The sequence below is a fragment of the Serratia sp. L9 genome, assembly GCF_050632285.1.
GTDB lineage: Bacteria > Pseudomonadota > Gammaproteobacteria > Enterobacterales > Enterobacteriaceae > Chania.
Genome location: NZ_CP192591.1, coordinates 5370746 through 5383800, shown reverse-complemented (window position 1 = coordinate 5383800; position 13055 = coordinate 5370746). Strand labels below are relative to the sequence as shown.

9 protein-coding genes and 1 pseudogene are annotated in these 13055 nt (G+C 51.5%); 6 read left to right on the top strand and 4 right to left on the bottom strand.

The window, feature by feature from the left end; all coding sequences use genetic code 11:
* The first annotated feature begins 70 nt into the window (after window positions 1-70).
* The 6 genes and pseudogenes from gcl to ACQ86O_RS25615 all read left to right on the top strand — a co-directional run bounded on the left by gcl (window position 71) and on the right by ACQ86O_RS25615 (window position 8088).
* Complete coding sequence (gene gcl / locus ACQ86O_RS25640) at window positions 71-1852, top strand: glyoxylate carboligase (RefSeq protein WP_431223409.1); 1782 nt, start codon at window positions 71-73, stop codon at window positions 1850-1852.
* An 11-nt stretch (window positions 1853-1863) separates the two neighbouring features.
* Window positions 1864-2643: a hydroxypyruvate isomerase gene (gene hyi / locus ACQ86O_RS25635; RefSeq protein ID WP_431223408.1), complete on the top strand. Its 780-nt coding sequence runs from the start codon at window positions 1864-1866 to the stop codon at window positions 2641-2643.
* A 10-nt stretch (window positions 2644-2653) separates the two neighbouring features.
* Window positions 2654-3534, top strand: a pseudogene (gene glxR, locus ACQ86O_RS25630) (2-hydroxy-3-oxopropionate reductase).
* 220 nt (window positions 3535-3754) lie between these two features.
* The gene (locus ACQ86O_RS25625) at window positions 3755-5209 is read left to right on the top strand and encodes an allantoin transporter (RefSeq protein WP_431223407.1); all 1455 of its coding nucleotides are present in this window, start codon (window positions 3755-3757) and stop codon (window positions 5207-5209) included.
* A gap of 142 nt (window positions 5210-5351) precedes the next feature.
* Window positions 5352-6713 carry an allantoinase AllB gene (gene allB, locus ACQ86O_RS25620; protein ID WP_431223406.1) on the top strand — a complete coding sequence of 454 codons (1362 nt, stop codon included), beginning with the start codon at window positions 5352-5354 and terminating at the stop codon, window positions 6711-6713.
* 73 nt (window positions 6714-6786) lie between these two features.
* The gene (locus ACQ86O_RS25615) at window positions 6787-8088 is read left to right on the top strand and encodes a uracil/xanthine transporter (RefSeq protein ID WP_431223405.1); all 1302 of its coding nucleotides are present in this window, start codon (window positions 6787-6789) and stop codon (window positions 8086-8088) included.
* A gap of 70 nt (window positions 8089-8158) precedes the next feature.
* Here ACQ86O_RS25615 and allE read toward each other — a convergent pair whose 3' ends face one another.
* From allE to allD, 4 genes are all read right to left on the bottom strand, one after another.
* Complete coding sequence (gene allE / locus ACQ86O_RS25610) at window positions 8159-8944, bottom strand: (S)-ureidoglycine aminohydrolase (RefSeq protein ID WP_431223404.1); 786 nt, start codon at window positions 8942-8944, stop codon at window positions 8159-8161.
* A gap of 42 nt (window positions 8945-8986) precedes the next feature.
* Window positions 8987-10264 carry an MFS transporter gene (locus ACQ86O_RS25605; RefSeq protein WP_431223403.1) on the bottom strand — a complete coding sequence of 426 codons (1278 nt, stop codon included), beginning with the start codon at window positions 10262-10264 and terminating at the stop codon, window positions 8987-8989.
* Window positions 10261-11508, bottom strand: coding sequence for an allantoate deiminase (gene allC / locus ACQ86O_RS25600; RefSeq protein ID WP_431223402.1), 1248 nt, complete (start codon window positions 11506-11508; stop codon window positions 10261-10263). Before allC ends, ACQ86O_RS25605 begins: the two co-directional genes overlap by 4 nt.
* Window positions 11509-11774: 266 nt before the next feature.
* Window positions 11775-12824: an ureidoglycolate dehydrogenase gene (allD, locus tag ACQ86O_RS25595; protein ID WP_431223401.1), complete on the bottom strand. Its 1050-nt coding sequence runs from the start codon at window positions 12822-12824 to the stop codon at window positions 11775-11777.
* Window positions 12825-13055 lie beyond the last annotated feature (231 nt).

Sequence of the window (13055 nt, the reverse complement as noted above, 5' to 3'; positions counted from 1 at the left end):
GAGCAGACGGGTTTTTTTGAATACATTTAAAGTTTGGAAAATTTTTCCAAAAATTTAGGAGAATGTTTAGATGGCAATAATGCGAGCAGTAGATGCGGCGATGTACGTACTCGAAAAAGAGGGCATTACCACCGCATTTGGCGTGCCTGGCGCGGCAATCAACCCATTCTACAATGCCATGAGCAAGCATGGCGGCATCAAGCATTATCTGGCGCGCCATGTTGAAGGCGCATCCCATATGGCAGAAGGTTACACCCGTGCCAAAGCGGGTAACATCGGCGTATGTCTCGGGACTTCCGGGCCAGCAGGAACGGATATGATCACCGCGCTCTATTCCGCTTCTGCCGATTCCATTCCTATTTTATGTATTACCGGCCAAGCCCCACGGGCACGGCTGCATAAAGAAGATTTCCAGGCTGTAGATATCGAATCCATCGCCAAGCCAGTGACTAAAATGGCGGTAACCGTCATGGAGCCTGCACTGGTGCCGCGAGTGCTGCAACAGGCATTCCATCTGATGCGTTCAGGGCGTCCCGGGCCGGTGTTAATCGATTTGCCCTATGACGTGCAAATGGCGGAGATCGAATTTGACCCCGAAACTTACTCCTCACTGGGGGGCTATAAACCGGCGGCAACTCAGGCACAGATCGACAAAACCCTGGATATGCTGTGTGCGGCCCGTAAGCCACTGATTATTGCCGGTGGCGGGATCCACAATGCGGATGCGGCCGAGCTGCTGCAGGAACTGGCGGAAATTTGCAATATCCCGGTGATCCCAACGCTGATGGGGTGGGGATGTATTGCCGACGATCACCCGTTGATGGCGGGTATGGCCGGGTTACAAACATCGCATCGTTATGGTAACGCCAACCTGCTGGATTCGGATCTGGTATTGGGGATCGGCAACCGCTGGGCCAATCGCCACACCGGCTCGGTTGAGAAGTACACCGCTGGGCGCAAGGTGATCCATATCGACATCGAGCCAACCCAGCTTGGCCGGGTTATTTGCCCGGATCTGGGTATTGTTTCCGACGCCAGAACTGCCCTGCAAATGCTGGTCAAAACAGCCCGTGAACGCGCCGACCAGGGAAGCCTGCCCGATTGGTCGACATGGGCAGAGACCTGCCTCCAGCGCAAACAAACCCTGCTGCGCAAGACACATTTCGATAACGTGCCGATCAAGCCACAGCGCGTTTATGAAGAGATGAACCGGGCGTTTGGCCGTGATGCCTGTTATGTCACCACCATCGGGCTTTCGCAGATTGCTGCGGCACAGATGCTGCACGTATTCAAACCGCGCCATTGGATTAATGCCGGGCAGGCAGGCCCATTAGGCTGGACGATTCCTTCGGCTTTAGGCGTGTGCGTGGCCGATCCGCAACGTAACGTGATCGCGTTATCCGGTGATTATGATTTCCAATTTATGATTGAAGAGTTGGCCGTGGGCGCTCAATTCAAACTGCCCTATATCCATGTATTGGTAAACAACGCCTATCTGGGGCTGATCCGTCAGTCACAGCGGGGCTTCGATATGGATTATTGCGTCCAACTGTCTTTTGAAAACATTAATAATCCTGAAATCGGTGAGTACGGTGTCGATCACGTCAAAGTGGTCGAGGGGTTGGGATGTAAAGCGATTCGCGTGGTTAAACCTGAAGACATTGGCCCGGCCTTCCAACAGGCGCAGGAGTTAATGCGCCAGTATCAGGTTCCGGTGGTGGTGGAAATTATTCTCGAGCGCGTCACCAATATTTCCATGGGGACGGAACTGGATAACGTTAATGAATTTGAGCCGGTTGCCGAATCGCCAGAAGATGCGCCGACGGCGGTCAGTTACTTCACTTATCATTAAGGAGAAGACGAATGCCAAAGTTTTCAGCCAATTTATCGATGCTATTTAATGAAGTGGATTTTATGCAGCGCTTTCGCTGCGCCAAACAGCAGGGATTTACCGCCATCGAACATATGTTTCCCTACGATTATTCGTTACCGGCGTTGAGGGACGCGCTGGAGGAACATCAATTAACTCAGGTTTTGCAGAACCTGCCTGCGGGGGAGTGGGAGGCGGGGGAGCGGGGGATCGCTTGCCTGGCCGGGCGAGAGTCCGAGTTCCGTGACGGCGTAGGGCTGGCTATAGAATACGCCCGTGCATTAGGCTGCGGGCAGATAAACTGCCTGATTGGCAACCCGGATAACTCCATCGCGCAGCATAAGACCGATGAAATAGTTGTCGCTAATCTGCGCTACGCGGCAAAGGAACTGGCGAAAGAAAATATCCGGTTATTGGTCGAACCGATCAATAAATACGATATGCCCGCTTTCTATCTGCAAACGACAGCCCAGGCTTTAGAACTGATAAGTTGGGTAGATAGCCCCAACCTGTTTATTCAATATGATATTTACCATATGCAGCGCATGGAAGGGGAACTGACCCAAACCATGGAGCAACTGCTGAAGAAAATTTCACATATACAGGTTGCCGACAACCCTGGGCGTCATGAACCGGGAACCGGGGAAATCAATTACGACTATATCTTTAGCGCCCTGGACAGAATGGGTTATAGCGGCTGGGTGGGTTGTGAATATAAACCTGCCTCAACCACGGTTGCCGGTATGTCATGGATTAAGAAATATCAAAATTGAGGGAAATATCATGAAAGTAGGCTTTATAGGTTTAGGCATTATGGGAACGCCGATGGCTGAAAAGCTGATAGAGGGCGGCCATCAACTGTATGCCCATACCTTGAATCAGGTGCCGCCAGCGCTGGAGGCAAAAGGAGCCATTGCCTGCGCAACGCCCAGGCAGGTGGCCGATCAGGCAGAGATTATCTTTATTATGGTGCCGGATACCCCGCAGGTTGAAGAGGTGCTGTTCGCTGCCAACGGTTGTGCCGAAGCGCAGCTCAAAAACAAGATCCTGGTGGATATGAGTTCTATTTCGCCGCTGGATACCAAAGCCTTCGCCAAGCGAATCAACCAAATGGGTGCCGACTATCTGGATGCCCCGGTTTCCGGTGGTGAGGTAGGCGCCAAGCAGGGGTCGTTGACGATTATGGTCGGCGGTGATGAAGGCGTATTTGGCCGGGTGAAACCTTTATTGGCCCTGATGGGGAAAAATATCACGCTGGTGGGTGGCAATGGTGATGGCCAAACTTGCAAAGTCGCTAACCAGATTATTGTGGCGCTGACGATTGAGGCGGTTTCTGAAGCGCTGATTTTTGCTTCCAAAGCAGGGGCCGATCCGGCGCGGGTTCGTGAAGCGCTGATGGGGGGTTTGCTTCATCGCGTATTCTGGAGGTGCACGGCGAGCGGATGATCAAACGGACTTTCGAGCCAGGGTTCCGTATTTCATTGCATCAGAAGGATCTTAATTTGGCCCTGCAAGGTGCGAAATCCCTGGCGCTCAGCTTGCCAAACACCGCTACTTGCCAGGAGCTGTTTAATCTTTGTGCTGCCAATGGGGCAAAAGATCTGGACCATTCAGCTCTGGTTCAGGCGTTGGAAATCATGGGCAACCATAAAGTGGCTGGTTAAAGAGTCATTACCTTCAAGTTGCAGTGCGTTGGCTGCAACTTGAAAATATATCTCTCTGTGATTTTTTAAAATTATCTTTTTATTTAATGGCTATATTCTTGGCTGTCTTGAACGCGTTGGTATTTTATTTCCCTGATTTAAAGTTCATGAAATTATTTTTAATTACGAAAGGTTATGCTCACTTAATCTATTTTCTTATTTAAAATAAGAAGGACTGCTCATGGAATCTATCAGTAGCAAGCAACGAGAGAGTTACCAGCAACGGGGTTATCATGAAGATCTGTTGCCGAAGGAAGTGGATAAGAAAAACTGGAAGGCAATTAATTATTTCACTCTGTGGATGGGATCGGTACATAACGTTCCCAATTATGTAGCCGTAGGTGGATTTTTTATTCTGGGTCTTTCTACTCTCAGTATTATGGCTGCGATTATCCTCAGCGCATTTATTATTGCTTTTGTCATGGTAATGAACGGCGCTGCCGGTTCGAAATACGGTATTCCTTTCGCCATGATCCTCCGGGCGTCTTACGGCATTCGTGGTGCATTGTTGCCCGGTTTCCTCAGGGGGTGTGTAGCGGCCATTATGTGGTTTGGCTTGCAGTGTTACGCAGGCTCGCTGGCTTTTCTGATCCTGATTGGTAAATTGTGGCCGCAATTTCTCACCCTGGGGGGCGATTTCAATCTGTTAGGGATCTCGCTACCCGGCCTGATTGCTTTTCTGATCTTCTGGGCCGTGAACGTGGCAATTGGTTTGGGCGGTGGCAGCATCCTCAATAAATTCACGGCGATCCTCAATCCCTGTATTTACGTAGTGTTTGGCGGCATGGCTATTTGGGCCATCTCCCTCGCTGGCCTTGACAGTATCATCGCCTACGTGCCGGCCAATGCCTCCCCAACCAGCAATGGCGGCTTTATGTTCCTGGTGGTGATCAATGCGGTAGTGGCAGTATGGGCCGCTCCAGCCGTCAGCGCCTCGGATTTCACCCAGAATGCCAGCAGTTTCCGGCAGCAGGCATTGGGGCAAACGCTGGGGCTGGTCGTGGGCTATCTGCTTTTTGCCGTCGCCAGCGTCTGTATTCTGGCCGGGGCAAGCATTCACTACGGCGTTGATACTTGGAACGTGCTGGATATAGTGCAGAAATGGGACAGCATTTTTGCCTCGGTGTTTGCGGTATTGGTTATTCTGATGACCACCATTTCAACCAACGCCACCGGTAATATCATCCCGGCGGGTTATCAGATTGCCGCCATGGCCCCGAAAAAACTCACCTACAAAAGCGGGGTCATTATCGCCAGCATTATCAGCCTGATGATATGCCCCTGGAAGCTGATGGAGAATCAGGAAAGTATTTATCTGTTCTTGGATGTGATTGGCGGGATCCTCGGACCGGTTATCGGGGTTATGATGGCCCACTACTTTATTGTGATGCGTAGTGAGATTGATCTCGATACCTTATATACCGAAACAGGCAATTATAATTATTATGACAATGGCTTTAATAGCGTAGCTTTTATTGTAACGCTGGTCGCCGTAGTTTTATCCCTGGGCGGGAAGTTTATTGAAGTGCTGGAGCCATTATCTCGCGTTTCATGGTTTGTTGGCGTTATCAGTGCATTCTGTTTGTATGCAGCCATTAAGAGTAGAGCGGTTGTTAATCGGAAAGAATACACCTGAAGTGAATATTATATACCCATCGTCTTTCAACCTGCGCGTTATTCTCTGCATGAGCGGCTAACGCGAAATTCATAGGGTATAACGCAGTGAAAACGGCCAGATATCAAAATTTGATAACCTTACTTCACGAAGGAGAATTACCATGTCATTCGATATGATTATTAAAAACGGAACGGTTGTTTTTGAGCAGCAAGCCACCATTACCGATATCGCCATCAAAGAGGGCAAAATAGCCGCCATCGGCAGCGGCCTGTCCGGCGCAAAAATGGAGATTGATGCCACTGGGCTGGTAGTGGCTCCGGGGATGATCGACGCTCATGCCCATATGTCCGAGCCGGGGCGCACCCATTGGGAAGGGTATGAAACCGGTACGCGTGCTGCGGCTAAAGGCGGCATTACCACCATGATCGAAATGCCGCTGAACCAGCTCCCTGCCACCGTCGACAGAGCGTCGATAGAAATGAAGTTTTCGGCAGCCGAAGGTAAGCTCACCATCGATGCTGCCCAGTTTGGCGGCCTGGTTTCCTACAACCTGGATCGGCTGCATGAGCTTGATGAAGTCGGGGTGGTGGCCTACAAGTGCTTTGTAGCCACCTGTGGCGATCGCAGCGTCAGTAATGACTTCCGTGACGTCAATGATTTTGAGTACTTCAAGGGGTTGCAGACCCTGGCCAAAATGGATCAGCTGGTTGCCGTTCACGCGGAAAACGCCCTGATTTGCGATGCGTTAGGGGAAGAGGCCAAGGCTGCCGGGCGAGTCACTGCGCATGATTATGTCGCTTCACGGCCGGTATTTACCGAAGTTGAAGCGATCCGCCGCGTGCTGTATCTGGCGAAGGTGGCCGGGTGCCGGTTGCACATTTGCCACGTCAGCAGCCCGGAAGGGGTGGCGGAAGTGACCAGGGCGCGTCAGGAAGGGCAGCAGGTTACCTGTGAATCCTGCCCACACTATTTCGTCCTGGACACCGATCAGTTTGAGGAGATCGGCACCTTAGCCAAATGTTCACCACCGATCCGCGATGCACAAAATCAGCTTGGGTTGTGGGATAAACTGTTTAACGGTGAGATTGACTGCCTGGTTTCCGATCACTCACCCTGCCCACCGGATATGAAAGCCGGCAATATCATGCAGGCCTGGGGCGGGATTGCCGGGTTGCAGAACTGCGTCGATATCATGTTCGATGAAGCCGTACAGAAAAGAGGCATGTCGTTGCCCCAGTTCTCAAAACTGATGGCAACCAACGCCGCCGATATTTTTGGTCTGAAGCACAAAGGGCGTATTGCGATTGGTAAAGACGCCGATCTGGTGTTTATTCAGCCCAACAGCAGCTATGTGCTCAATGCAGAGGATCTCGAATATCGCCATAAAGTCAGTCCGTATGTAGGGCGGAAAATCAATGCGCGGGTGACGAAAACCATCCTGCGTGGCGAAGTGATTTACGATATCAAAGCCGGTTTTGGCGTTCGTCCTATGGGCAAGTTTGTCCTTAAACATCAACAATGATATTGATAAATGAGCGCTCGCCGGTAGGCGAGCGCATCAATGGTGAGAATATGCCGATGAAGGAACCTTGCCCATGAACGGGTTGTATTCCAGTCGTAATAGTTGGTTATCAGGCTTGCAGTGGTTCTTTTTTATTTTCTGCAATACGGTGGTGATCCCGCCGACGTTACAATCCGCATTTAACCTTTCCCCCGGCGTTACCTTCTGCATTACCCAATACACCTTTATCTCAACGGCGATCGCCTGCCTGGCGCAGGTGTTTTCTGGTCATCGCCGGGCGATTATGGAAGGGCCGACCGGGTTGTGGTGGGTAACCATATTAACCCTGACATTAGCCGAATCTGCCAACGGCACGCCGTTGCCGGAAATTGGTGGCAGCCTGGCCGTGGGGATCCTGATTTCTGGCGTGTTAACCATGGCTATCGGCATTAGCGGGCTGGGGTTTCGCCTGGCGTTCCTGTTCCGCCCGGCGGTGATGGCCACCTTTATGTTTTTGCTGGGCGCGCAGCTCATCACCATTTTTATGAAAGGCATGCTGGGGCTGCCGTTCGGTATTTATAACGGTTTGGTGACGATTAATTACCCGGCCTTTTTTTGGGCATTGGCGGTATTGATACTGATTATCTCCATTATTGCTTTTCTGCCGCCCGCCATTGGTAAGTATGCGTTATTGATCGGTACTCTGGTGGGATGGGGCGTTTACAACTGGTGGTTCGCCGCCAGCGGGGAGCCTATCAAGGGAGCCGATTGGGTGCTTTTCCCATTAGGCTGGCCGCATGAGGTGCATTGGGGCATTGTTATCAGCGCCATCCTTACCGGGTTGGTCAACGTTTCTAACAATTTTGCCGCTATTCGCGGTACTGACATCTTCTATGCAGGTGGCCCTGCCGGGCGGCATATATTCCGCCGTAGCTTTATGGTGTCTGGTGGGCTGACTTGCCTGGCAGCCCCGCTGGGCGTGGTGCCTTTTTCACCTTTTGTTTCCTCTATCGGTTTACTCACCCAAACCCAGGACAGTAGCCAGCGCTCATTTATTATTGGTAGCGTGATTTTTTTGGTGGTGGGCATGGTGACGCCACTGGCGCAGTTCTTTTGCAGTATTCCGCTCACGGTTAGCAGTGCCGTGATGCTGGCCTCCTATCTGCCGCTGCTCTTCTCATCGGTTTTATTTATTAACAAGATTGAGCTTAACAGCCGGAATATCTATCGGCTCGCTGTACCGCTGTTCCTGGGGGTTTTCCTGATGAGTATGCCTTCTTCTTTCTGGCAGGGCGTGCCGGTCACCATCAGGCCCTTATTCAGTAACGGTTTGTTGATTGGCGTATTAATGGCGGTGATCGTTGAGAATATTATTCCGTGGGACAAAGTGAAGTGAGGGCTAACTGAGTGTTAAAAAAGCCCCTTTCCGTGAGGATTGGGGCTATTTAAAAGGTGATTAAAATCGTTTAGAAGTCGACATCGCGGTTACAGTCTTTCGAGTAGATATAGCTGAACTCTTCCTGGCCGACCGCGTAGCCAGCCTGTGGAACATAAGCCGCCATAAAGATGTAATCCCCTTTCTTCACCGGGATCCATTCGTTATCCAGGTTATAAACCCCCGCGCCGCTGAGAATATAAGCGCCATGCTCCTGAACGTGGGTTTCAATGTAACCATGGCTGGCCCCGGGTTTGAAGGAAAGAATATGAATATTCATATCGAACCCCAGATGCTTGGGCAACAGATCCTGCAAGATCACATCGCTCATGCCTTCATAGTGAATTCTTTCCAGCTTATTGACGTTATTGCTCACCACATGGGCTTCGTAACCTTTGATGCGATTATAAACACGCTTGTACAGGAACAGTTGGCTTGGTTTACCGCCGTTGGTGTTCTCCAGGCGCAGCATCACTCCTGCCGGGCAATACAGATAACCACCGGTGGTGAGCGGGTAATCGGTACTGTCGGCGGAAGCGGTGATGCTCCCTTCGATAACGTAGACCAGGGTTTCGATATTTTCGCCGCCAAACCCTTGCTGGTTGCGGCCGCCGTCTTGCAGTGTAACCAGATAGTCAACAAAAGTTGCCCCCAGCTTGGGTGTGGCCAAAATAGTGACATCGCAATTTTCAAAGCCGGGAATGATGTTACGCACCAAGCCATCTGGTGGGATCACCGCATAGTTATCGCGTTTGATAATGGAGCGCGAAGCCAGAATATCTTTTGGATAGCCAATCTGATTATTGAAATAACCCACGTTAATTCTCCTGATTATTAAGCGCCGAAGCTCTTATAAAAATTATGCCTGTGCCGCCGTTTGGCGATTGTTCTTTTGCTTCATCAAGACGTTGACGGTAAAGAAGATAATGGTACCGATCACCAGGATGGCCGCAGAGATGTAGAAACCCATCACCTTGGAGCCGGTGCTATCGGAGATAACCCCGGTAAGGAAAGGAGCAATTACCGAAGAGGACATGCCGAAAAAGTTAAAGACGCCAAAGCTGGTGCCGTAACCCTTTTTCGGGGCGTTATCCGCCACAAAAGAGATCATGATCGGGTCAACCGCCAGCTTGCCGAGCAGGCCGTAAAGGACCAGGCTGATCAGCAGGGTGGTGGAATCTGGCGAAATCACCGTGCAGACCAGCATGACCGCCGCACAGATTTGCAGGAAGATGATCAGTTGCACTTTCCTGGCGCGGAAACGGTCAGACATGCGGCTGAAGAACAGCGCGCCCGGTACGGAAGCAAAGGCCACCAACGCGGCGGAAAAGCCGATAGCCACGCCTTCGAATCCCCGCTCCTGCTGCAGGAACGAGGGCAGCCAGGTCACTATCATGTAATAGCCGTAGCAGGTGGCGAAATACATCACGTAGGCCGAAATCATCCGCAGGCTGAACAGCCCGCTGGCTTCCTCGGTTTCTTCTGCCACCGCAGCCGTTTTGGCTGCCGGGCTGGCCGCCAGTGAGGCGGTGTATGAGCCGCCCTTGATCACCAGGAAGAATACCAGCGTCATCAGCACCAGCAGGCCGGTGATGATAAACAGCATGATCTGCCAGTCCATCCCCATGCTTTTTACCAACAGGCTGGAGGCGATCAGGCCGATGGCCATCCCCAGCGCCGAACCACTGTTGATAATGGCGGTAGCCAAACCCCGGCGTTCCAAAGGAATATTTTCTGACGATAACGAATAGGCCGAACCGTAGTAAGAACCGCAGCCCATCCCGGCCAGCAGGCTACCGGCGTAGATCATGGTCAGGCTGGTGGCATTACCGATCAGCAGCGTGGCGATAATAAACAGGCAAAAGCCCGGGATCAGCACCACTTTCTTGCCGAATTTGTCCACAAGGATCCCGGCGGGGATCTGCATGCCGGTATAGGCAAAGAAATAGAAGCTGGCGATCAGGCCCATTTCGGCATTCGAGTGCGCGCCGATGGTGGCCTGGATCTCAGGGAAGATCGGCGTCAGGACCGTGCGGTAAATCCAGATCACCGCCCAGCCAAGACACAGGACCACCACGATTTTTTTCCAGTACAGCGGATCAAACCCGGCGTTGGAGGCAGTTTTGCTGTTGCTCATAGGCGGGCTCCTTGCTCGGTATAAGCCAGTTGGTAAAGGGTATGCGCCAGAATTTTCACGCCTTCCGCCAGATCCGCCAGATCGGTTTTTTCTGCCGGGTTATGGCTGATACCCGCAATGCTTGGCACAAACATCATGACCGTAGGCACGTGCGGAGCAAAAATTTGTGAGTCGTGGCCAGCACCGCTATGGATCATGCGGTAGTTCATCTTATGGCTTTCACACAGGTGGCTGACGCAGGCGAGCAGTTGGTTATCCATCGGGATTGGCGTTTCATCCATCCACAGGTCAATCTCGACCTCAATGCCCATCTCGCTGCAGATGCGTTGAATATCGGCTTCGATCTCCTGGGTAAAGCGCAGCAGGGTTGCTTTGTCGGTATGGCGGCAATCCATCGTAAAATGGGTAAAGCCCGGCACCACGTTGACGGTATTCGGCTTGGGCTCTACTTTGCCAAAGGTCAGCACCAGCGGGTCGCCTTGCGCTTTGGCTTTAGCGATAGACTCGTAGCAAATGCGGCTGAAGGCATAAACAGTGTCTTTGCGGTAGCCCATTGGCGTGGTGCCCGCGTGGTTGGCTTCGCCCTTCAGCTTGATGTCATAACGCCGCTGGCCGACGATGCTGGTGACTACGCCAATGGTTTTCCCTTCGGTTTCCAGCACCTTGCCTTGCTCGATATGCAGCTCAACGAAGGCGGCAATATCCTGGCGCAGCGGCTGGTTTTCCGGGCGGAAATCAAAGCCCACACCACGCATGGCATCCACAAAATTCACGCCTTTGGCATCACTGATATTTTGAACATCCTGTGGGCGGGCGGAGCCGACGATATTTTTGCTGCCCCAGAACACGTAAGGGAAACGGCTACCTTCTTCCTCGGCCAGCGAGATGACTTCCAGGGTCCGCAATGGAGTCCCGTAGGTATCTTTGAGATGTTTAATCGCCAGATAAGCGGCTTCGATACCAAATTGCCCATCGAGATTGCCACCGTTCACTACGGTATCGATATGGGAGCCGGAAAGGATCACCTGCTCCGGATATTTGCTGCCCGGCAGGCGGCCGGATAAATTACCTATTGCGTCGAAGCGGGTGGTCAACCCGGCGGTTTCAAAGGCCTGCTTCAGCGCCTGTTGGGCATCCACCCACTCTTGGGTGTACAGCAATCGCGTCATGCCGCCGCTGGGATCTGCGCCTATTTTTGACAACCAGCCAGAAGTTTCGCTAATTTCTTGTTGGAAATTTTTCATATTTATCTGCCTGCTTTAAACTTCCCTGAGATATTTGGTGGCTGAATGTGATCAAATAATCTGTTAGCCAGGCTTGCCGGGAAGCTTGATAAGTGAAACATAGCGGCAATCATGTCATATATTCGTCGCCTTTCAAGCTACAGCGTTGTCGCCTGCACTGTCTAACCCCTAACTTAGCTCCAGGAGATAAGATAGCTTGGCCACCGGGCTGCAACTTGAAATTTATCGGATAGAAGAAAAAATCGCCGCATCCTTTATTTGGTCTATTAACTGGCAAAGGGATCTTTATGGTCGTAGGAACGTTGGTAGATATCGTCAGAGATCAGATATTGATAAATCTCGTCGACAATATCGATACCATTTTTTTCACTTTCTATTTCACGCATATGGCTGCCCTGGCCTGGATAGAGCACTTTTTCCACACCTGGGGCGGGTTTAATTTCGTTCAGCTCTTTCATTACCTGGCCGATATGCTTGCGGAAGGTCGCTTCATGGGTGAAATAGCCTGGGTTGAGCACAATATGTAACTGGCCCAATTCCCGCCCGGCGCTTAAATCGTGGTACATCGAGCTGACGTGTTTACCGAAGGGCAGCCCAAGCAATACACCAGACAGAATATCTACCATCATCATCAGGCCATAGCCTTTAGGCCCGGCAATAGGCAGCAACCCGCTGACGGCGAAAGGATCGGTGGTGTGATTGCCTTCGCTGTCGACCGCCCAGGTATCCGGGATGGGGACGTTGCGGGAGCGAGCATCCAGCACTTTGCCCCAGGCCTGAACCGTGGTGGCCATATCAAAGGTGATGATGTCATCTTTTTCAGCCGGGGCTGAGAAGGCAATCGGGTTGGTGCCGTAATAGACTTCGGCACCGCCATAAGGCACCACCATCGGATCTGACTGGCACAGCGAAACCCCCACCATGCCTGCGCGGGCGGCCTGTTGCACAAAGTAGGACAGCGCGCCGCTGTGGCCAATACGGCGAACGCCCACCACCGCGACACCGTTCTCTTTCGCCATTTCGATGGCGCGGTCCATGCTCAGTTTGGCGGCGACATGCCCGGCACCGTTATCCCCGTCAAAAATGGCACTGCAAGGGCCGGTTTTTTCAAAGGTGAAGTGCGGATTGTTATTGGTTCCGCCTTTGCTGATGCGTTCAGAGTAATACTCGACTCTCACCGCGCCATGGGAATGGATGCCTCTGGCATCCGCATGGACTAAAACGTCTGCGACAATCCCGGCGTGTTCCTGGCTTAGCCCTGCAGAATGGATTTTATTTTTAATTAGCTGGTGCAATTGTTGCTTAGAGACTTTCATAGACAGTCCTTTAGTTACTACGGTTTATTTAAGCCATCTCTGGGATGTAATGTATAAAGCTGAGGAGTAAATAATGTGATCCAGCCTGCTAATATTTTATTGGCTCAAATTTTCGTTGAATGGCTCTTTTATTATTAAAATATTTCTAATAAAGCGAGGTGAGTTCTTTTATCGCTTTGAGTAATACTGCCTGGATTTAATGATTTTTTCTAACAATGGGTGAAGTGTGAT

Coding starts and splice junctions, on each gene's coding strand:
- gcl (WP_431223409.1), top strand. CDS start 71: ATGGCAATAATGCGAGCAGTAGATGCGGCGATGTACGTACTCGAAAAA.
- hyi (WP_431223408.1), top strand. CDS start 1,864: ATGCCAAAGTTTTCAGCCAATTTATCGATGCTATTTAATGAAGTGGAT.
- ACQ86O_RS25625 (WP_431223407.1), top strand. CDS start 3,755: ATGGAATCTATCAGTAGCAAGCAACGAGAGAGTTACCAGCAACGGGGT.
- allB (WP_431223406.1), top strand. CDS start 5,352: ATGTCATTCGATATGATTATTAAAAACGGAACGGTTGTTTTTGAGCAG.
- ACQ86O_RS25615 (WP_431223405.1), top strand. CDS start 6,787: ATGAACGGGTTGTATTCCAGTCGTAATAGTTGGTTATCAGGCTTGCAG.
- ACQ86O_RS25605 (WP_431223403.1), bottom strand. CDS start 10,264: ATGAGCAACAGCAAAACTGCCTCCAACGCCGGGTTTGATCCGCTGTAC.
- allC (WP_431223402.1), bottom strand. CDS start 11,508: ATGAAAAATTTCCAACAAGAAATTAGCGAAACTTCTGGCTGGTTGTCA.
- allD (WP_431223401.1), bottom strand. CDS start 12,824: ATGAAAGTCTCTAAGCAACAATTGCACCAGCTAATTAAAAATAAAATC.